Annotated in this window: 16 protein-coding genes; 8 read left to right on the top strand and 8 right to left on the bottom strand. The window is 63.2% G+C overall.

The window, feature by feature from the left end; genetic code table 11:
* The first annotated feature begins 4 nt into the window (after positions 1-4).
* Positions 5-1,342, top strand: a complete 1,338-nt coding sequence (locus ABLE86_RS18555; RefSeq protein WP_348780465.1) for a DUF4910 domain-containing protein — start codon at positions 5-7, stop codon at positions 1,340-1,342.
* A gap of 28 nt (positions 1,343-1,370) precedes the next feature.
* Here the strand turns inward: ABLE86_RS18555 and rfbC are convergent, their stop codons facing one another.
* The gene (rfbC, locus tag ABLE86_RS18550; protein WP_348780464.1) at positions 1,371-1,919 is read right to left on the bottom strand and encodes a dTDP-4-dehydrorhamnose 3,5-epimerase; all 549 of its coding nucleotides are present in this window, start codon (positions 1,917-1,919) and stop codon (positions 1,371-1,373) included.
* Between the two features lie 235 nt (positions 1,920-2,154).
* On the opposite strand from rfbC, the gene ABLE86_RS18545 reads away from it, so the two are divergent.
* The 3 genes from ABLE86_RS18545 to ABLE86_RS18535 are packed head-to-tail and all read left to right on the top strand — an operon-like array spanning position 2,155 to position 4,915.
* A complete protein-coding gene (locus ABLE86_RS18545; protein WP_348780463.1) occupies positions 2,155-3,450 on the top strand; it encodes a class I SAM-dependent methyltransferase in 1,296 nt (431 codons plus the stop codon).
* The gene (locus tag ABLE86_RS18540; protein ID WP_348780462.1) at positions 3,447-4,262 is read left to right on the top strand and encodes a glucose-1-phosphate cytidylyltransferase; all 816 of its coding nucleotides are present in this window, start codon (positions 3,447-3,449) and stop codon (positions 4,260-4,262) included. Before ABLE86_RS18545 ends, ABLE86_RS18540 begins: the two co-directional genes overlap by 4 nt.
* A complete protein-coding gene (locus ABLE86_RS18535; protein ID WP_348780461.1) occupies positions 4,259-4,915 on the top strand; it encodes a PIG-L deacetylase family protein in 657 nt (218 codons plus the stop codon). The genes ABLE86_RS18540 and ABLE86_RS18535 overlap by 4 nt, the downstream gene beginning before the upstream one ends.
* Positions 4,916-4,997: 82 nt before the next feature.
* Here ABLE86_RS18535 and ABLE86_RS18530 read toward each other — a convergent pair whose 3' ends face one another.
* Together ABLE86_RS18530 and ABLE86_RS18525 are read right to left on the bottom strand one after the other, a co-directional pair.
* Positions 4,998-5,906 carry a glycosyltransferase family 25 protein gene (locus tag ABLE86_RS18530; RefSeq protein ID WP_348780460.1) on the bottom strand — a complete coding sequence of 303 codons (909 nt, stop codon included), beginning with the start codon at positions 5,904-5,906 and terminating at the stop codon, positions 4,998-5,000.
* Between the two features lie 218 nt (positions 5,907-6,124).
* The gene (locus ABLE86_RS18525; protein WP_348780459.1) at positions 6,125-7,543 is read right to left on the bottom strand and encodes a DUF4214 domain-containing protein; all 1,419 of its coding nucleotides are present in this window, start codon (positions 7,541-7,543) and stop codon (positions 6,125-6,127) included.
* A 236-nt stretch (positions 7,544-7,779) separates the two neighbouring features.
* On the opposite strand from ABLE86_RS18525, the gene ABLE86_RS18520 reads away from it, so the two are divergent.
* On the top strand, positions 7,780-9,873 hold the full coding sequence (locus ABLE86_RS18520; RefSeq protein ID WP_348780458.1) for a GNVR domain-containing protein: 2,094 nt from the start codon (positions 7,780-7,782) through the stop codon (positions 9,871-9,873).
* 115 nt (positions 9,874-9,988) lie between these two features.
* Positions 9,989-10,837: a sugar transferase gene (locus ABLE86_RS18515; protein WP_348780457.1), complete on the top strand. Its 849-nt coding sequence runs from the start codon at positions 9,989-9,991 to the stop codon at positions 10,835-10,837.
* Here the strand turns inward: ABLE86_RS18515 and ABLE86_RS18510 are convergent.
* The 3 genes from ABLE86_RS18510 to ABLE86_RS18500 form a co-directional block, all read right to left on the bottom strand.
* Positions 10,766-11,110, bottom strand: a complete 345-nt coding sequence (locus ABLE86_RS18510) for a hypothetical protein (protein ID WP_348780456.1) — start codon at positions 11,108-11,110, stop codon at positions 10,766-10,768. The genes ABLE86_RS18515 and ABLE86_RS18510 overlap by 72 nt on opposite strands.
* Positions 11,111-11,317: 207 nt before the next feature.
* Positions 11,318-12,709: a polysaccharide biosynthesis/export family protein gene (locus ABLE86_RS18505; RefSeq protein ID WP_348780455.1), complete on the bottom strand. Its 1,392-nt coding sequence runs from the start codon at positions 12,707-12,709 to the stop codon at positions 11,318-11,320.
* Between the two features lie 5 nt (positions 12,710-12,714).
* Positions 12,715-13,599 carry a glycosyltransferase gene (locus ABLE86_RS18500; RefSeq protein WP_348780454.1) on the bottom strand — a complete coding sequence of 295 codons (885 nt, stop codon included), beginning with the start codon at positions 13,597-13,599 and terminating at the stop codon, positions 12,715-12,717.
* 253 nt (positions 13,600-13,852) lie between these two features.
* On the opposite strand from ABLE86_RS18500, the gene ABLE86_RS18495 reads away from it, so the two are divergent.
* Complete coding sequence (locus ABLE86_RS18495) at positions 13,853-15,076, top strand: glycosyltransferase (RefSeq protein ID WP_348780453.1); 1,224 nt, start codon at positions 13,853-13,855, stop codon at positions 15,074-15,076.
* On the opposite strand, the gene ABLE86_RS18490 is transcribed toward ABLE86_RS18495, so the two are convergent.
* Positions 15,069-16,196 (bottom strand): glycosyltransferase family 1 protein, encoded by a 1,128-nt coding sequence (locus ABLE86_RS18490; protein ID WP_348780452.1) that lies wholly within the window; start codon positions 16,194-16,196, stop codon positions 15,069-15,071. The two genes, ABLE86_RS18495 and ABLE86_RS18490, sit on opposite strands and share 8 nt — an antisense overlap.
* A gap of 227 nt (positions 16,197-16,423) precedes the next feature.
* Here ABLE86_RS18490 and ABLE86_RS18485 point away from each other — a divergent pair, with 227 nt between their 5' ends.
* A complete protein-coding gene (locus tag ABLE86_RS18485) occupies positions 16,424-17,683 on the top strand; it encodes a glycosyltransferase family 1 protein (RefSeq protein WP_348780451.1) in 1,260 nt (419 codons plus the stop codon).
* A gap of 32 nt (positions 17,684-17,715) precedes the next feature.
* Here ABLE86_RS18485 and ABLE86_RS18480 read toward each other — a convergent pair whose 3' ends face one another.
* Complete coding sequence (locus ABLE86_RS18480) at positions 17,716-19,284, bottom strand: methyl-accepting chemotaxis protein (protein ID WP_348780450.1); 1,569 nt, start codon at positions 19,282-19,284, stop codon at positions 17,716-17,718.
* Between the last annotated feature and the right edge of the window lie 655 nt (positions 19,285-19,939).

Raw genomic sequence — 19,939 nt, 5'->3', positions numbered from 1 at the left:
GCGGATGGAACAGGCAAGTCCCGGTCCATATCCGGCGCAGCCTGCGGCCGGCGACGATATCGGCCGCGACATCTACGCCCTGGCGGAGAAGATCTTTCCGATCAGCCGCAGCATCACCGGCGACGGCGTGCGCAAGACGCTGGACATACTGGCGGAGCATATCGAGCTTGAACGCCATGAGGTGCCATCCGGGGCGCAGGTGTTCGACTGGACGGTGCCCAGGGAATGGAACATTCGGGCTGCCAGCATAAGGGACATGCAAGGGCGCACAATTGTCGACTTCGCAGATTCAAACCTCCACGTCCTGAACTACAGCGTTCCGTTCAAGGGCGTTCTGCCCCTCAGCGAACTCAGGAAGCACATTCACACGCTCCCGGAACAACCGCAGGCGATCCCCTATCGCACGTCCTACTACGCGGAAGACTGGGGCTTCTGCATGGCCCATGAACGGCTGGAGGAGATGCCGGATGCCGAGTATTCGGTGGAGATAGATTCAGAGCTCAAGCAAGGCAGCCTGACTTACGGCGAGTGCCTTCTGCCCGGCGAGACGGATCGGGAAGTCCTTCTGTCAGCGCACATCTGCCACCCATCGATGGCCAACGACAATTGCTCCGGCCTGGCCATGCTGGCCTTTCTGGCGGCCGGTCTCAAGAAACGGCCGAGGCGCTACAGCTACCGGTTCCTTTTTGCCCCTGGAACCATCGGAGCGCTTGCCTGGCTGGCCCGGAACGAACAGCGGCTGGGGCAGATCGACCACGGGCTCGCCCTTTCCTGCGTGGGCGATGGCGGCGGCCCGACCTACAAGCGCAGCCGCCGGGGCGATGCCTTCATCGACCGCGCCATGGCGCTGGTGGTCGGTCGCCGTGGCGATGGGGCGAAGCTGCTCGACTTCTCACCCTATGGCTACGACGAACGGCAGTTCTGCTCGCCGGGCTTCAACCTTCCCGTCGGCCTGTTCCAGCGCAGCGCCTTCGCCACCTTTCCGGAATACCACAGCTCGGCCGACGACCTGAGCTTCATCAGGCCAGAGCACCTCGCGGCCTCCTACCGCATGATCATGGAAGCCATTGAGATCATCGAGGGCGATTGGACGCCAATCAATCTCTGTCCCAAGGGCGAGCCGCAGCTCGGACGGCGCGGGCTCTATTCGGCCCGGGGCGGCAACAGGTCCACCGCCTCCAGCACCATGGCCATGCTGTGGGTGCTCAACCTGGCGGACGGAGACCACTCCCTGCTTGCGATGGCGGAACGGTCGGGGTTGCCATTCGGCGAACTGGCCGGCGCAGCCGCGCTGCTGCGTGAGCACGGCCTGCTGGCCGATGCGCCCGCGCGCCGCCCCTAGCATCCGGTTGACCGCCGCCGCTGCGCGCCTACTGGTTTCGCCGGCTTTGCTCTTCGAGCAGCGGCCATGAGCGGTCCTTGTCCGAAATCACCGACACTCGTATCGGCCAATCGATGGCGAGGGCCGGATCGTCATAGCGGACCCCGGCCGAGGCAGTCGGCGTATAGAACTGGGAAATGAGGTAGGAGACTTCGGCGTTTTCGGTAAGCGTCTGGAAACCGTGCGCGAACCCGACCGGGATATAGACCTGGCGGCCGTTTTCAGGCGTGAGTTCGAATGCCACCCAATGATAGCGGGTGGAAGACGCCGGCCGCAGATCGACGGCCACGTCGTAGACGGCCCCTTTCAGGCAGGACACGATCTTCACTTCGCCATGCGGGGGCGATTGAAAATGCAAGCCCCGCAGCGTGCCCTTGCGCAGGTTGGTGGACCGGCTGTGCTGCACGAACCGCGTCGCAAGGCCATGATCGGCCATCTCCTTCTCGCAGAAAGTTCTGGCGAAGGAGCCGCGCTCGTCGACTATCGGCGTCGGCTCGACAAGCCAGACCCCGCTCAATTTCGTCTCCGTGAATCGCACTGTCGCCTCGCAATCAAGCCGGATTGGGAATGAGCCAGTCCTGAAACTTGTCGCATTCGCGCCCGAGACCGGAAGAGCCTCCTAAGCATGAGCGACCTTCAACCTAAAGGGTAGAACCGGCCCGATTTTTCCTCCCCATTCGTATGGCGGGTGCCATCGGATTGGCAGAGTGAAGGAGAGATTCCACCCTCCTAGACTGTTCCGGCCAACAAGCCTCGCGCGACCGGAGTTCAGGATGAACATACAGACATTCGACAAGGTTCGTTCCCGCGACACTGCTGCCCCGGAGGCCGGCTGCCGGCTGTGCGGCGCGCGGCTGAAGCACACCTTCGTCGATCTCGGCATGTCGCCGCCCTGCGAGAATTTCCTTCAAGCCCACCAGATCGACCAGATGGAGGAATACTACCCGCTCCACGCCCTGGTCTGCGATACGTGCTTCCTGGTGCAGCTCAAGGAGTATGTCAGCCCATCGGCGATCTTTTCCGAATACGCTTATTTCTCGTCCTATTCGGCAAGCTGGGTCGCGCACGCCAAAGCCTACTGCGCCTCGATCACCGAGCGGTTGAAACTGGGCCCGGACAGCCTGGCGGTGGAGCTTGCAAGCAACGACGGCTATCTGCTCCAGCATTTCCTGCCGCTGGGAGTGCAGGTGCTCGGCATAGAGCCGGCGGCGAATGTCGCACGCGTGGCGATCGACAAGGGCATACCGACGCGGGTGGAGTTCTTCGGCGTGCCGCTTGCGAACCGGCTGGTTGCGGAAGGCGTCAGGGCCGATCTCATCATCGGCAACAATGTGCTGGCGCAGGTGCCGGACCTCAACAGCTTCGTCGCCGGCATGAAGATCCTGCTGAAGCCGGAAGGGGTCATCACTCTCGAATTCCCGCACACCGAAAAGCTCATCGCCGAAGGCCAGTTCGACACCATCTATCACGAGCACTTTTCCTACTTCTCGCTTCTGACCATCGACAGGATGGCGAAGCGGCACGGGCTCAAGCTGATCGATGTCGAGGAACTGCCCACCCATGGCGGCTCGCTGCGCGTCTATCTCGTTCACGACGGCAACGGCGTCGCGCCGGCCCCCCGGGTGAGCCAGCTTATCGAGCGCGAGAAACGGCATGGCCTGACCGACATCGCCACCTACGCCTCCTTCGGCTACAAGGCGCAGCGCGCCAAGCGCGACCTGCTGGCATTCCTGATCGCCGCGAAGAACGAGGGCAAGCGGATTTGCGGCTATGGCGCGCCAGGCAAGGGCAACACGCTGCTGAACTACTGCGCGATCGGGACCGATTTTCTCGACTTCACCGTCGATCGCAATCCCTACAAGCACGGCCGCTTCACACCGGGAATGCACATTCCCATCCGCCCCGTCGAAGCCATCGACGAGGCGAAGCCGGACTACATTCTCATCCTGCCGTGGAACATCCAGGACGAGATCATCAGGCAGATGCGCCATGCATCCGCGTGGGGTGCCAGGTTCATCGTGCCGATTCCATTCGTCACCATCATCGATCCAGCGGAGGTAGCCAGATGAAGGTCGTCCTTTTCTGCGGCGGGAAAGGAACCCGTATACGCGAATATTCCGAGAGCGTGCCCAAGCCGATGATCCCGCTCGGGCAACAGCCGATAATGCGGCATGTCATGCAGTGGTACAGCGACTACGGGCACGACGACTTCGTGCTGTGCCTTGGCTACAAGGGCAATGTGATCAAGGACTTCTTCCTGAACACCAAGCCGCAGACATTTGCCGATTGCGTGGTTTCCGGCGGCGGGAAGGATGTCCAGCTTCTAGGCGACCCGGGGAAGGACTGGCGCGTGACGCTGCTCGACACCGGCATCTGGCGCAACATCGGCGAGCGCCTCTGGGCCGCGCGGGACCACGTGAAGAACGAACGGATGTTCCTCGCCAATTACAGCGACGGCCTTACCGATGTGAATTTGGACGAGATGATCGCAAGGTTCGAGGCCAGCGGAAAGACTGCCTGCTTCCTCGCGGTGCGGGCGCCGCTCTCCTATCACATCGCCGATATCGACCAGGACGGCCGCGTGCGCCAGTTCCGCACCACCGAAACATCCGAAATCTGGATCAATGGCGGTTACTTCATCTTCCGACCGCAGGTGTTCGATTACATGCGCGAAGGCGAGGAACTGGTGCTCGAGCCGTTCAACCGCCTGATCGCCGACAACCAGTTGATGGCCTACAAGCACGAGGGTTTCTGGCGCTCGATGGACACGTTGCGTGACTGGCAGGCGCTGGAGGACATGGTGGAAAACGGCGACATGCCATGGAACGCCACGGTCAGCGCCGAAAGGGCGCGGCGCGACATTCTGAAGGCTGCGTCGTGAAGGGACTTGGCCTTGCGCGCCCGGGAGAGACGCTTTCCGTCCTTTGTCTCGGCGCCCATTCCGACGACATCGAAATCGGCGCCGGGGGCACGATCATCAAGCTGATCGCCTCCGGCGTCCGGCTGAACGCACATTGGTGCGTGCTGAGCGCCGATCCCCGGCGCGCGGACGAAGCGCGCTCGTCAGCGGCCGCCTTCCTGGAAGGCGCGCATGAGGCCTGCGTCGAGGTCGCGGAGTTCGAGGACAGCCATTTCCCCGACCAGCGGCGCGGGATCAAGGAATGGCTGCTCGACCTGCGCAGGCGCGTCGCGCCTGATATCGTGTTCACGCATGCGAGGCACGACGCGCACCAGGACCATCGCGAGGTCAATCAGCTCACCTGGAATGTCTTTCGCGACCATCTCGTGTTCGAATACGAGATCCCCAAATGGGACGGGGATTTTGGCCGCCCCAATATGTACGTTCCCCTGCCCAAGGCCGCGCTCGAGCGAAAGGTGGAACTGCTGCACGCGCATTTCGCTTCCCAGCAAGGCACAAAGGACTGGTTCGACCCGGAAACGTTCACGGGGCTGGCTCGCCTGCGGGGGATGGAATGCAGGGCTGCGGAATCCTACGCCGAAGCGTTCGTCGTCAGGAAGGGCATGCTGCTGTAGCGCGCCACCCGACCCGATGGCCCCGCTTCGTTCACAAGCCGACAGGCCCCGGAAAGCGCGATCCAGCCGGCCCGCCTTGCAACTAGCGTTCGACGCCACCCACGATCTGATGGAAGCAAGGCACTGCCGACCTCATGCGGGCGTCGGCGCGCACCAACTTGCTGTTTGCGCGGATCTTGCGGACTTTGTTGATAGAGCGCCGAAAGTTGTAATCCCATTGTTCGCCCTTGGACAGTGGGACGCCTGCATCTGGTATGGGAATTTGCGTCGGCACGAACCGTTCGATCACCGGATACGGAAAGATCGAATAGAGCGGCAGACCCGTGTCCCAGAAGCGATCCATGGCCAGGTCAATTGCCATGTTCAGCGATCGGCAGCTTTCTACGAGACGTCGCGCACCCTCGACGGAGAGCAGATAAGCCTGCGTTCCGGCAGGGCTGGTGGTGAAGCGCACCAACGAGCGGTCGAAAAAGAAGCCGAGGCGCGCCGCCGGTGCAAAATGCTTCCCAAAAAGGCGAACGTAGTCGATGCCAAACACGCGGCAGAAGGCTACGAACCGCGGCAGTGGAAAGTCCAGGTCGATGATGAGGTCGTCTTCAAGGACCAGGAGGTAGTCGCTCTGGCCCTGCTCGAGGAAAGCCTTCCAGACGGCATAGTGGCTGGAATAGCACGCTTTTTCCGGCATCGTCAGGGCGCGGCCAAAGCATCGCCTGGCAATGCCTTCATCATAGTGCAATCCCTCGCAATCGACCGAAGTGTGCGCGTCGAAAAAGGACCATGCCAGGCCCTGCCCTTTCAACATGGCTGACGTGGTCGATCTGCGTTCGGATGCCGACGAAAGGCTGATTACGCTCACGGCAATCCTCATCTCGCCATCGTCCGGCAACCTGTAGCGCATTGCATCTTGAAAATTCATACGACGCACCTTCCGGGGAGTTAATGGGAATCCGGGGTGCGCGCCAAGGCGTACCTGGCTGTCGCCGGAAGCCAAGCTGTTGCTTCCGTGCGAGAACCTTGATGACCGCAGCTAGCCCTCACAACCCCACACGCTGCCATGTTCTTTCAATTGATTGCGCCTGGATGAATTGCCTTCAACTTGAACATGAGACCGATGCCGCTAATGCAAACGGCTTATCTGTATGCGCCCGTCATACCGAGGGAGATATTCGCTCAACTGGGCCGAGCCTCCCTGATATCGACAGCCAAGACCTAGCCATCCTCGAAGATCTGGCCGTGCCTCTCGCGGAACTCGCTGGATCGCACGATTGCATTTGCCACGGCTTCCCGCGTCATGGAGCCATTCCTTAACTGTCTGGCGTAGGCTTCGAGACCATCGCCGTCGGCTTCGCGCTCGAGAAGCAGGCGGAACAGAAATTGGACATAGGCGCGGTCCGTCAGTGCGTAGACCGGGTAAAGACCGGTGAACTCTTCGGATCTCAACATCGATACCAGCATGTCGGGCAAGTCGGCCTCGCCCTTGCTGGCCGCGGCCGACCATCTTTCGATGCCGTCCGCATCAGCGTTACGGCCCAGAAGAAGGCAATAGGCGAAGGCAGCCTGGCGCGCCGTACCGGAAGCAGCGGCTCCGATTTCGGCAAGGTCGCAGTCGCGGCGCGGCGAAAGCGGCGGGCGCGGTCCGAGGATCAACTCCCTTACTGTGTCATAGGCCGGCTTCGGCTCGCCCACGGCCCAGCCACCCTCGCCTGTCGGCAGCAGCCGGACCAGCCCCATCTCGGCCTCGAAGCTGGGAGCCCAGTATGTCTCGTCGAGAAGTTCATAGATGAAAGCCGCTTCAACGCGATATTTGCCCTGCAGCTGCCGAAGGCGCTGCATGTCGCGGCGCAATCCCTCTGATTGCTGCTGTTCGCCGTTCTGGCTGCCGTAGGGATTGTTGAACTCGGTGACCCAGATGGGATGGCCGTATCGGGACAACTCCTTGAATGCCCATTCAGGGTCTTCGCCATACATGTGCCAGACCGAGATATCCCATTTGATGCCGTCATCCTTCATGCGTTCGAAGGCGCCGAGGTGCCCCCATCCGGCCGTGCCCATCGCCTTGCGCAGCGTCGGATCCACTTCGGTCATGCCATCCGAGAGACCCTTGAGGACGGCACTTGCCTTGCGCCAGCGCGGCCCGAAATAATCGAGCGGAGAAGTGCCTCCCGCGGGGCCCCACTCGCAAGGATACTGCGTGCCGTCATCGCGCGTTTCGCACGGGTTGATGATGGCGTAGTTCTCCATCTCGTTCCCGAGTTCCCATACGCGAATGTCGTTCTTGAAGCGGGAGCCCAGCGAAACCGCGAGCTTCTTTGCCCTGTCGTACAGTTCCTCAGGGCTTTGCTTGTCCAGGTCTATCCCGCCCGGCGTAATGACCGGCAGGATGGCGACACCCCGCTTTTTTCCTTCTTCCACGAGAGAGGCCAGCACGCTCGCGCCCTCCTCATAGGAGATGTTGACCCGGTAGGATCGCGCGCCGAGGTCCTTGAGATAGTCGAGCTGGAGGCCGATCCGGACGCCGTCATAGGCGTTGATCGGATGGCCGTTGACGCCCCATAGCAGGTCGGAGGATGCAACCGAGGTCATGGCCAGAAGGAAGAGTGCCGTACCGAATGCCGGGCGAATGAACATGCGGTTAGTCTCGTTGCTTTGCTGCGACGCGTACATTTCGGGCAGCTGCCACACGCGAGACAACCCATCCGTTCAGGGGAGCCGACCGCTACCCCTTTCGGCGGCCGCTCTGGCCTATTGGCGTGCATGATCGCGCGCCGGAGCGTGACCGCGACACCTGCGCCATTTCGGCGGGATCAAGATGGCCGTGCACCGGCCCGACACAGCTGTTGCCCGTCCCGCTGGCGCATCCCGCCGTGGAAATCTTCCACCGAACTCGTCCGGGTGAGGCGGCGTCATCCTTTCGAGCAAAGACGCATTCAAAAGGCTGGCTCATATTCGCCTGCGCAATTTTCTATCATCGGCGCGATTTGGCAGCCCGTCCAGAACAATCGAAGGCGCTCGGCACATGCCGTCCTCGCATTCACCAGTGTCCGAACGTCCCCCAATCCAACAAGCGGATGAAATGGAAACGCCGGGTTTCTGGTGCGCGGATCGCCAGCGTCAACACGGGCACAAGGGTTGGAGGCTCAATGGAGCGCTTTACGGATCGCTGGTCGCATGTCGGCAAACACAGCTCGGATGAACACGAATTCATCGGCCTCGCCGACATCATCTATTTCCTGAAGCTGTACTGGCGGTCCATCTCGGCATTTGTGGCTGCGGGGCTGCTGCTTGCGTGGCTTTATAATGTGACGTCGCCTTCCCGCTTCACCGCAACCGCGCAAATCCTCATCGAACCGCGGGTTCCCCACATTCTGCAGCAGCCTGCGGAGGTGAACCTCTCGTTGGACACGGCGCGGATCGAAAGCCAGATAGCCGTCATGCAATCGGAAAAGATTGCGGCAATGGTCATCGATGAGCTCAAGCTGACAGGAGAGCTCGAATTCAACCGCTCAAGCAGCCCCTCACTGCGGGAACGCCTTCTCGACATTGCTGCCTTTGTCGACTCGGCCGCGGGCATCGGCCGTTTCTATACGGAGGCTCCGCAGGATCCCTTCAAGGACAGTTGGAACGAAATGACGGACTTCGAGCGTAGCCGGCTCACCATGACCCGGTTCCTGGAAGGTCTAGACGTCCGCAGGGTCGGCGTTTCCTACGTCATCAGTCTCGCCTTCACCTCGCTCGATCCCGACACCGCGTCCAGGGTTGCGAACTCCATTGCCAGCGCGTTCGTCCGCGAACAGATCGAGACCAAGGCAGCGGCTGCGAGGGAAGGCGGCGCGTGGCTGGAACGACGGCTGCAGGAGCTTCGGACCCGGATGAACTCGGCAATGAAGATCGCGCAGGAATTCCGGTCCAGGCATGACTACAGCGTCGAATTCCAGCGTGATGATCGGCAGGGCGTTGGGGATTACGTTCCGGGCACCACGCTCGAGGAGCTGGAAGTCACCGCAGACACCTACAGGAAAATGTATGAGAGCTTTCTGCAGGCCTATACGAATTCGGAGAGCCAGCAATCCTATCCGGTTGCAGATGCGCGGGTCATTACGCCGGCGACGCCGCCGCTCAACCCAAGTGCGCCGCGGCCGAAGCTTACCCTGTTTCTGGGAGCGCTCGCCGGCATCGCGGCGGGGGTTATGCTGGCCTTCGGGCGCTATTCGCTTGACCGGACCGTCAGGACACCGCGCCAGATCAGGGAAGAGCTGGGCGTGGACTGCGTCGTCGAGCTTCCGGCGCTTGGCGGCAAGCAAAGCGATGCCCAATTCAGGGAGGTCACCAGGTCTCCTCGATCCCGCTTCACCCAGGGGCTGAAAAGGATAAAGCATTCCGTCAGCCTCGCCGATACCGCGCATCCGGTAAGGCTTCTGGGGGTTGCTTCCACGGCGCAGAGCAGGACTTCAAGCGTCATCGTGGCTAATCTTGCAGCACTTTATTCGCTGGGAGGGATGCGTACGCTGGTGCTCGATGCCGACATCCACGGCAGGGAACCCACGGGCCTGGCCGCATTCGCCGCCGAGCGGCCGATCAGGCAGGTCACTGTCGCTCCGGACATTTCCTTCGACGTCATGCCGGGCCTTGCCGCCGAATTCGGCAAGCCAGCGGGCACGAGGTGGCAACTCCCACCGGCAGTGCACGCCTACGACATCGTCATCGCAAACCAGCGGGCGTTCGCATCGGGTTCCCGCAGGGGCGCAAACAGCCTGTCGCTCGATGGGATCATACTGGTCGCGGAATGGGGCAAGACACACATGGATTCGCTGCGTGAACTGGCCCGATCCATGCACGCCAGCAAGACACCGATCATCGGCGTCCTGCTCACTAACGTGCGCGTGCGCTCCGCCAGCGGGCCCGCCAGCTACGATTCTGCGAGGGCAACGCATACGGCGGGGATCGGCCCATGGGCGTGACCTCGCAATGCGGCAAGCCGGCTAATGCCTAAGGATTAGAGGGACGATCCCGCTCTTCGCCCTTACCTCCTTTGCCTTTCTTGCTGGCTAGCGCCGGACGCTGGGAAACTGGCGGATGACAACAAAAACCCATTCCGGCGCAACCACGATGAATGCTCTCGAAAAAGGCTCTTTTTCGCGTCACACGGCCGCTTCCTGGCTCAGCCCGCCGCCCCCCATCGAAATGGGATGGCCTGCCAGCGTTCCGTTCGACGATTATCTTCTGACGGTCGGGCCCGGCGCCGGCGGCTTGGTGGCCGAGAGCTATGGTATCTCCGCCGAAGACGTGGCGGTGATCTGCCCGCAGGAGCCGCTCGGTGGGCTGTCCAAGCGCGTCCTGGATGTGATCGTCGCCGCGGCAGCGCTGATGCTGGCATCACCGGTCATGCTGGCGGCCGTCCTGCTGATCAGGCTGACGACGGGGCAGCCGGCGCTGTTCCGCCACAGCCGGGTCGGCTTCGGCGGCAAGCAATTCGAGTGCTTCAAGTTCCGATCCATGGTGGCCAACGCGGACGAAGCGCTTCGCCAACATCTCGCGCGCAATCCCGAGGCCGCAGAAGAATGGAAACGCAGCAGAAAGCTCAGGCGCGACCCGCGCGTGACCCTGCTGGGGCAGATGCTGCGGAAATCCAGCATCGACGAACTGCCGCAGCTGTTCAACATCCTTCGCGGCGAGATGAGCTGCGTGGGTCCCCGGCCGGTGGTGGCCGACGAATTGGCGCGCTATGGGGAGCATGTGGGAGATTACCTGCAGACCAGGCCGGGACTCACCGGTCTGTGGCAGGTAACCGCGAGGGATAGCGCCGACTACGAGTTCCGCGTCGCGCTCGACAGCCAATACGTCCGCAACTGGTCATTGTGGAGCGATCTGGTCATTCTGGCACGCACCGTCTTTGCGGTCATGAGGTTCGATCGGGCATCCTGAACTTGCGTGCCCGCGCCCGGAACCGCCCGACGAACGCTGGTCGGCGGAACGCCTGATGGCGAGGATCAGCCAGAGGCCGGCCAGATAGCCTGCCTGGAGAACCAGCACCAGAGCCACGATCATCCCGCCGGACAGGGCGTTCTCACGACTGAGCATGTTCCAGGCAAGGGCGCCGATGACGACGAGGGCCGTGGCAGCCAGCAGGGCCGGCGCCTTGTAGTACAGTCCCAGAAGGATGCCTGCTGCCAGCAGGGCGAAAACGGCCAGGAGCATGAAGATCTCCCTTTGCTGTCTCGCTCACCTTTACAACAACTGGCCTTTGGCGGCTTCCCCCTCCCTCTCGATTAGCTGTGCAAAAGGATAGTCGGCGCTGCCGGCCGGGTCGGCGACTGTGCTCACGGGAAGGGGCAATCGCAAACGCGGTTCGCGGGCTGGCAGGCCTTTCCGCCACCGCGCCGGCATTCCCGGCAAGGACCCGGATCAGTTCGTTCCTGACTGTTCCTTGGGCAGGTTTTCTTCGGACGAGGTAAGCGCCGACCATCCGCTGCGTGAGATATCCGTATCCTCCAGCGACGTCGGCAACGGCATCTCGACCTTTATCGTGTCGCCCGGCTCCACTTCCGTGGTTTCGGTGGCGGCAATCTGTCTTGTCTCGCCGCCTTCCGATCTGCGAATGATGCTGTAGGTCGGCTGGGCCCTCGCGGCGGCGGCGCGCGATGCCAGCAACCGCGGCGCCGAGATTTCGGATTCATGCAGCAGTTGCACAGCGGTGTCGCCCTTGCTGGCGATCTCGTTGAGTAGTCCCTGGGTCTCGCGCAACGCCTCGGCCACCTCATTGTCGTAATGGTTGCGAAGCTCGAGGGCAGATATTTCCGTGCGGCTTATTTCCTGTCTGGCGCGCAGAAGCGAGGTCTCGGTGCTCAACCTCTCGCTCTGGATCTGGGCCAGCGTGCGCTCCAGCAACATTTCGCGCGGAGCGGCCGCCAGCCCTTCCTTGACCAGTGTTGACACGCCCCGCAGCTCCTTCTGGACAAGCTCTATCTGCTTGTCGCTGAATGCCAGCTGCGCCTGCAGTGTGACGATCTCCTTCTCGAGGAAATCCCTCAGCTGCGCCAGGGAACGCAGTTGGGTGTCCCGCCCCTGGCGGCGTGCCTTGAAGACGGCCTGCTCCTGCTCCATCATCAGTTTTACGGTGCCGTCGGCGCTGCGCCCGCTCAGGGCTGGCGGGAAAGTGATGCTGTCCTCCCCCTTGGCTTCGGCCTCGAGCCGCGCCTTGCGAACCTGGAGGCTGATATTGGTGAGGGCGAGCACACTGACCTCGCCACGGCCGGCGATCACCTCGCGCTCGAGCCTGGCTATGCTTTCCTCTCGCGTCCTCAGCCCGCCGGCAATTCCGACAGCCTGCAGCACTGTCATTCCCGGCCGGTAGGGAAACTCGCCCGACTGCGTGACGTGGCCGACAATATAGAAAGGGCGAAACTGGACCACCTCCACCGCCACGTCCGGCTGCCGCCCCAGCCCCATGTGCCGCATCAGGCGTTCGCCGATCTCCCTGGCGAGGTCGCCAGGGGCTACGCCCTCGGCCCGCACTTCGCCGATGAACGGAAGGAACAGGGAGCCATTTGCCCCGACCACGAACTGGTCGTTAAGCGCGGTCCATTCGAAGATGACGTCCCGCGACGCGCGCCATTCGTAGATCTTGAGGCGCAGCTTGTCTTGCGGGCCGAGAAGGTATTCTGCTGCCGTCGCGCTGCGCAGGTCGGCTGCGGCAGAAGCCAGCAACAATGCGCCCGCCAAGGCGTAACGAAACGCATGGAAATGGCCGGTGAAGCTCCGGGAGAACCGGATCGAAGGCTGCGACTTGCTCGTCATCTCGTCTACCCACTCTGGATTTCAAGAACGTATTCCGGCTCGACCCGTCCCTTCAGCAGGTGGGCGATCGCCAGCAGGTTGCCGCGCAGCCGGCCGCGCCGGTCGACATAGGGTTCGGGCCAGAGACTGCGCGCGAGGTTGGCGGCGATGTTGCGTCCCATCAGCGAAAGCGCGAAGCCGGCCGGAACGGTCCCCTTGCGGATCAGGTAGATCGGGTTGGCTATCTGCGAATAGCCGAGTCGCTCGCCGCTCACCCGCCCCGACTTGAGCCCGAGATGGACGCCTCGGATACCGGAGACGCACACGACACGGCCGCGCGCCCGCAACTGGCTGGTAAAATCTATGTCCTCTTGCCAGCCATAGAGCACTAGCCGCTCGTCGAAGCGAAGGTCGCCGATGAGACGCGTGCGGATCGACATGTTGCAGCCATAGGCCCCGACATGGTCGACGACCTCGGGACCCGGATACCTATCGATGGCAGAGGCGGAGAGTGCTGCTTCGGCATCCTGCCACGTAAGTCCGGCATTGGTGGCGCCGTCGCCCACCACGCGCCCCATCACCACCGCCCAGTCGTCGTTGCGCGCGAAGGCGTGTTCGATGCGGCGAAGGTAGTCATCGGCGGGAACAAAATCGTCATCGAAGAAGGTCACGACATCGAACCGGTCGAGGGCGGATTCCAGCGCGTGGTTGCGCTGCGCCGTCAGGCCCTTCTTCCCGAGTGCCAGCGAAACAGGGAAGCGGCATTTTTCCGGCAGTTCGACATGCGTGGCGTCGGGGGCTGCCACGATCGCCTCGTCGGGAAGCCGCTGCTGGTGTCCCAGATAGTCGAGCAGACGGGCGACCTGTCCGCTGCGACCGAGCGTGGGAATGATGACCGCGAGTTTCTGCACGCGCCCGCCTCGTCGCACAGCCCCTTACTCTGGAGCGCTGGCGGGCATGCTACAGCAAGCGCAAGGGGCGGTCGTTTCCCCGGCCACGCACGCTTTTGGCCATTGTTCCATCGGGGTAGCCCCGTCACCCATAAGCTTAGACGACCGCTCGCGGCACCGGTGCCGCCGCCCTTAGGAGAGCTTGCAAGCACAATGAGCGCAAACCGAGACTGTCCGGCACGTCGACACGTCGCTGCCGCAACCAGGACCCATCATGCGTCATGCAAACCCCGCCGTGATCGGTACAGTTCACGAGATCGGCGACCTGCCGCAAGCGCGGCAGGCCGAGCCCGCCGACCGCAGCAGCAGGATAGCCGTCGTCCATGACTGGTGCCCCACCTTCCGCGGCGGTGAGCGTGTGCTGGCGCGGATCTGTGGGCAATTCGAGAATGCGGAAATCTTCACCCTGTTCGACTTCCTGCCTGCCGAGGTGAAGCAGGAATATTTCCGCGGCGTCGAGTTTCATACGTCGGCGGCCAACGCCCTGCCGTTGGTGCAAAAATACTATCGTTCGCTGTTCTTCCTGTGCCCGTTCCTGATCGAGCAGTTCGACGTGACCGGCTATGACGCGGTCATATCCTCTTCGGCGGCATTCGCTCGCGGGGTCATCACCCGGCCCGACCAGCCGCATCTCTGCTATGTGCACAGCCCCGTGCGCTACGCCTGGGACGAGCAATTCTCCTATTTGGAACAGGGTCGGCTCGGCTTCGGGCCGATAGGGCTTCTGTACCGCTACTTCATTCATCAGCTGAGGATGTGGGACACGCGCACGGCGCACGGCCCCGACCTGATGCTGGCGAATTCAAATTACGTCCGGGCGAGGATCAGGCGCATCTACGGCCGCGACGCGCAGGTCGTGTTTCCTCCGGTGCCGGTGGGTGAGCTGACCTGCGTCGAGGAAAAGGACGACTATTATGTCTCCGCCTCCTTCCTCGCGCCCTACAAGCGAACCGACCTTGTCATCCAGGCCTTCAACCAGATGCCGTCGCGGCGTCTGGTGGTGGTGGGCGAAGGCCAGCAGTCGTCACGGCTGCGCGCGCTCGCGGGGCCAAACGTAACCTTCGCCGGCTACCTTCCCCGCAAGGACTATGTGGAGACCGTGGCGCGATCGAAAGCGATGGTCTTTGCCGGTTGCGAGGATTTCGGCATCGCGCTGGCGGAGGCGCAAGCCTGCGGCACGCCGCTGATTGCCTTCGGGCGCGGAGGCGCTGCCGATATAGTGCGGCAACTCGGCGTCGCCGCCCGCCCGACGGGGATTCTCTTCGGCCGGCAGACGCCCGAGGCCCTCAAGGATGCCGTGGATCATTTCGAGGCACACCAGGCGGCTATCGCCCCGCTTGCCTGCCGGGAGAACGCCACACGGTTCTCGGAAGAGCGTTTCGACCGCGAAATCCTGGATGCCGTGCGGCGGGTGCAGGCCGCCCACGCGATCATGTAACCGCTTCGGGTGCCCTGTCGGCATGTTCCGGCAAAACGCCATCCGAGCGTGCCATCGCCGCCAGGTAGATTTCGGCCGAAGTCCGCCAGCTGTAGCGGGAAGCCCTCGTTGTGCCAGTCGCGATCATGGCCGAGCGCAAGGCGGGCGAAGCGCGGAGGCGAATGAAATGCGCAAGCCACGCATCAGCGTTGTCCGGCGCGGCATAGAGGGCCGCGTCCGAGCAGATCTCCGGAAGGCTGGCCCGGTCGGAAACCACGACGGGACAGCCCAGCGCCATCGCCTCCAGCGGAGGCAAGCCGAAGCCCTCCTCAAAGGAGGGGAAGGCAAGACAAAGACAATCCTGCAGGAGCGCCGCGATTTCCTCGTCCGAAAGCCGGCCCAGCCAGTGAAGGTTCGCGGCAGCCTTGCGTGCCACGGAGCCGTTGAACACGCGCGGATCTGCCATTCCGACGACGGCAACGTCGAAGCCGCAGGCGGCGAGTTCGTCGGCCATGCCGACGATCAGTTCCAGGTTCTTGTGCGGCGCAGAGCTGCCCATCACGACAATGGTGTCCCGGCCGGCCAGCATCCGGGTTGCCGGCGAATGCTCGGGCTTCCATTGCAGCGCATGTTCATGCCCATTGGGCGCCACGAAGATCTTGTCGAGCCGGCAGATGCCGTGCCGCTGCAATTCTTGAGCGGAATAGTGCGACACGGTCGAAACCCTTTCGGCAACACGGCCGAGTGTGGGCGCCAGACCCCTGTAGAGCGCCCGAAACGCGGGCGAATAGCTCTGCGGAAAATTGCGGGTATTGGCATCGTGGATGCAGACGATCTGCTTGCGGAGCGCCACAGGGCCCGTATTGCAGAGGCTGAGCAGGCCACCCCGGACATTGGCGGGCAGGACCGCCTGTTCCCAGGCATGCCCGCCAAAACGCCCGATGCTGCGGACGCCGATGGCCGACAGCGGCAGGAAAACGTCCGTACCGGGCGGCACCAGCAGCTCGACCTCGAGATCGCCCTCGTGCCGCCCCGAAGCGAGAAGCCCGTCCAGCCCGCGCACGATCTGGCTCGCATAGCGCTGGACCCCCGTCACGGGCTGTGTGAGGAAGCGGCCGTTAATGGCCCAGTGCCGTCCCATCGCTTGCTCGTCGTTTCGTTGCGGCCGACTTCGAGCGCCCAATCTGCCTCTCGGCGTCCGCCGGGTCATTTCGACAATTGGGACAGGCGACCCGCGGACGCGTCTCCGTCCGCCACGCCAAAGCAGTACACGCCTACGCCCAACGGGCGAGGCTCCGCCCGATTACCCGGAATGCTAGGATTCGCCGAACACAAGGGCCGGCAAGCGGTCTGCTCCGAGGAGTTGCAATGGGCATTGGACCGATCGACGTTCCGGCGATGGAAACGCTGCTTCGCGATGCTGGGCCGGAGCATCCCGCGCCGGGCCCGGCCACAGCGCAGGAAGAAACCACGGCACACCGCAAGCGGTGCTGGACGATCAATGGCGACTTCGTGACCCTGAACCCCAACGGCGTGGCGCGCTACGCCCGCGAGGTCACGCTTGCGCTGGATGCCCTGATTGCCGAAGGCCATCCGCTCGCGCGCGGCCTGTTGCTCGATCTGGTCGCGCCGCGCAACGACGAGTCGTTGCCGCTCAGGGCCATAGGCACGCGCGTGGTGCCGGAGTTCAGGACGCCGCGGCTACCGCAATTCTGGGTGCAGGCGCAGCTTCCGCGCCACGTGCCGGGGGGACTGCTCAGCTTCTGCAACCTCGCCCCCATCGCGCTTTCCCGGCATATCGTCTGCGTCCATGACATGCACACCAGATTGATGCCGGAGAGCTACGGCCGGCTGTTCCGGTGGGCCCACCGCCTGATATTGCCCGTCCTCGGCCGCCGTGCCGCCCGCATCACCACGGTCTCGGAACTCTCAAGGCTGCATCTCGTAAAATATGGCATCGCGCGCAGCGACAAGATCACCGTCACCTACAACGGCAGCGACCATGCCGCGCGCTGGGATGCTGCCCGCTCGACCCTGGCGGCGTCGCCGGAACGCTCTTACGTGCTCTGCCTTGGGCGCAGCCAGAAATATAAGAATGTCGATCTTCTCCTGCGCCTGGCACCGCTGCTCGATGACATGGGCCTGGATTTGTGGATGGCCGGCGAGGTCGATCCGGCGGCGATTGCCGCCGTCACCCAGCCGGCACCACCCAACCTTCGCCTGTTGGGGCGCATCAGCGACGACGATTTCAAGCAGGCGCTGACCGGCGCGCTGTGCTTCCTGTTTCCTTCACGGATCGAGGGCTTCGGCTTGCCGGCGGTTGAAGCCATGGTGGCAGGATGCCCGGTGGTTGCGTCGACGTCCCCGTGCCTGCCGGAAGTGTGCGGCGAGGCTGCGCTGTACGCCGATCCCGACGACGTCGAGGAATGGGCGGAAGCGGTGGCCCTCATCCGGTCGGATGCGGGCATGCGCCGGCGCCTGATCGAGGCCGGCAAGGCCCGGGCGCAGCGCTACACCTGGCGCAGCATCGCCGAGAGCTACCTCAAGCTGATGATGCAGGTGGACATCGCTTTCGCGCAGCGTGCGGCGCGAGGCAGACGCGCCGCCGCCTCCTCAGGAGCGAATTGAAAAGGTGCTGGCGAGCAGGGCCAAGCCGTGCATCAGCCCGGAACCGCCCCCACAGGCGCGTGCCGGCCCATCTGCCTGAAGGCATGGGGGGCGACCTTCTTCAGCTCGCGGCGAAGATGATCGCTGCCGGACCGGCCGACATGGAACTGCCCGACCAGTTCGGCGAGTTGCTCGGTCTCCTGCGACAGGGAATGGGTCGCGGCCGTCGTTTCCTCCACCATTGCCGCATTCTGCTGCGTCGCCTGGTCCATGTGGTTGATCGCCGTGTTGACCTGGTCGAGCCCAGCCGCCTGTTCCTGCGCGCCGGCGGCTATCTGGGTGACGACGTTGTTGATGTCGGCCACCTGCGCAAGAATCCTCTCCAGCGACTTGCCGGTTTCCACCACCAGCTTGCCCCCGCTTTCGACCCGGGTGGTTGAGTCCGAGATCAGGCTCTTGATCTCCTTGGCCGCGTCCGCCGAACGCTGGGCCAGCGCACGCACCTCGGAGGCAACCACCGCAAAGCCGCGGCCGGCATCGCCGGCCCGCGCCGCCTCGACGCCGGCGTTGAGGGCAAGCAGGTTGGTCTGGAAGGCGATCTCGTCGATGACGCCGATGATCTGGCTGATCTGCCGCGCCGATGTCGTGATCTCGTCCATGGCCTCCACCGCCTGGCGCACGATGAGGGCGCTCTGCTTGGCATCCTCGTCGGCAGCCGTCACGACCTTGCGCGCATGCGTCGCCCCTTCGGCCGATAGCTTGACGGTCGCCGTGATCTCGTCCAGCGCGGCGGCCGTCTCTTCGAGGCTTGCAGCCTGCTGCTCGGTGCGGCGCGACAGGTCATCCGCCGCCGCCTGCATTTCCCGCGTTCCCGACTGGATTGCATTGGTGCTGCCGGAGACACTCTGCATCGCGGCTTCGAGCTGTTCGATGGCCGCGTTGAAATCGCCCTGCAGCTGGCTATAGGCCTCGGGCATCTCCGCTTCCATCCGGTAAGTCAGGTCCTTGGCTGCAAGCCTGGCCAGGCCGACACCGATCGAGTTGGCGACCATGGCCCGCTCCTGTTCGATGGCCGCGTGCCCGGCTTCCTCCGCCTTGCGGCGCTGTTCGTCAAGGGTTTCCAGGTAGACGGAGATGGCCAGGTCCATGTCCAGCATGGCCGCCTTCACCAGGCACGACAATGCCTCCGCGACGTTTTCGGATCGCGACTTTCCGATCGGCAGAAGGTTCGGCCACTGCTCCTTCACGATGGCGTGGATCAGTTGCTCTATCACCAGCGCGTAGCCGCCGATATACCATCGCGGTTCAAGGCCGATCCGCGCGTGGGTCTGCCCGATCTTGAGCACGGCGTTAACATAGTCGTCGTCGTAATCGGCCTCGGCGATAATCTGCCAATGCTGTTCCTGACGGCTCTTGGCGCCCGCCATATGCTCATCGTTGCCGAAGAATTTTCTAGTTTCGGCAGTGGCCTTCACCTTTTCATAGAAAGACGCCAGAGCTGGCCCGAGCGACTGCTTGAGAATCGGCTGCAACCTGGTCAGTGCTGCGCGCGCTTTGTGATCCATCCCGATAAAGTCGAGACGCTCGTTCAAAGAGCTTTGGCGTCGTATCGAATCCGTCATCAAATTTCCCCTTCAGAGCGCCCGCCAATCTGACGCCGAGGCGTCCCCCCTCCAGCGGGCAATTGCGTGTATTGATGCGATGTTACGTAGTTGCCTGGCGAGGCTGCTCGTACCGCATATGCTTAGACATGCTGTTCCCGCCCTTCGCGGGCCGCAGTCCCCCCCAGCACACATTCGCAGCCGCGCGTGCGAGACGACGCGGGCGGAGCCTCGCGCGCAAGCTCGCCTGCGCAGGCGCCGTCACGGTTCAGCATCTCCTCCCGCCTGAACCTGTCAGTCGTTGTATGTACGGTAACGAATGAACTATACCGTACACAACAAATAGTTAAACGGTAATTAATGTCTTGCCGGGACATGCAAGTTCTGCATGACCGCGCCAGCAACTCTTAGCCGTCTTACATCTCCGCTAATAACGCTTGGCCAATCGAGGCGCCAATCCGCGCCGAAGCAAGGATAGACTAAGAGGGCACCCCGTATTCGGGCCGATATCCCCCGACCATTGCTTTCAGAACAATTCGCAGTCGCCAGGTGTGGGGTTTGGGAGTGTGGCGTTGCCGGCGAGGCGGGCGGCGAGGTCGGCGAGGGTGACGGTGGCGAGTGCGGGGCCGGCGTCGAGGGTCTGGCCGGCGGGCATGGCCGGGGCGAGCGCGGCGAG

It is taken from the genome of Mesorhizobium sp. KR2-14 (assembly GCF_040049255.1).
Taxonomy (GTDB): domain Bacteria; phylum Pseudomonadota; class Alphaproteobacteria; order Rhizobiales; family Rhizobiaceae; genus Pseudaminobacter.
Note: the sequence above shows the minus strand (reverse complement) of the source record. Positions and strands in the feature narration are given on the sequence as shown.

Bases quoted from the DNA above. Each gene is read 5' to 3' on its own strand.
- ABLE86_RS18555 (WP_348780465.1), top strand. From the start codon at position 5: ATGGAACAGGCAAGTCCCGGTCCATATCCGGCGCAGCCTGCGGCCGGC.
- ABLE86_RS18545 (WP_348780463.1), top strand. From the start codon at position 2,155: ATGAACATACAGACATTCGACAAGGTTCGTTCCCGCGACACTGCTGCC.
- ABLE86_RS18540 (WP_348780462.1), top strand. From the start codon at position 3,447: ATGAAGGTCGTCCTTTTCTGCGGCGGGAAAGGAACCCGTATACGCGAA.
- ABLE86_RS18525 (WP_348780459.1), bottom strand. From the start codon at position 7,543: ATGTTCATTCGCCCGGCATTCGGTACGGCACTCTTCCTTCTGGCCATG.
- ABLE86_RS18515 (WP_348780457.1), top strand. From the start codon at position 9,989: ATGACAACAAAAACCCATTCCGGCGCAACCACGATGAATGCTCTCGAA.
- ABLE86_RS18510 (WP_348780456.1), bottom strand. From the start codon at position 11,110: ATGCTCCTGGCCGTTTTCGCCCTGCTGGCAGCAGGCATCCTTCTGGGA.
- ABLE86_RS18505 (WP_348780455.1), bottom strand. From the start codon at position 12,709: ATGACGAGCAAGTCGCAGCCTTCGATCCGGTTCTCCCGGAGCTTCACC.
- ABLE86_RS18495 (WP_348780453.1), top strand. From the start codon at position 13,853: ATGCGTCATGCAAACCCCGCCGTGATCGGTACAGTTCACGAGATCGGC.
- ABLE86_RS18490 (WP_348780452.1), bottom strand. From the start codon at position 16,196: ATGGGACGGCACTGGGCCATTAACGGCCGCTTCCTCACACAGCCCGTG.
- ABLE86_RS18485 (WP_348780451.1), top strand. From the start codon at position 16,424: ATGGGCATTGGACCGATCGACGTTCCGGCGATGGAAACGCTGCTTCGC.
- ABLE86_RS18480 (WP_348780450.1), bottom strand. From the start codon at position 19,284: ATGACGGATTCGATACGACGCCAAAGCTCTTTGAACGAGCGTCTCGAC.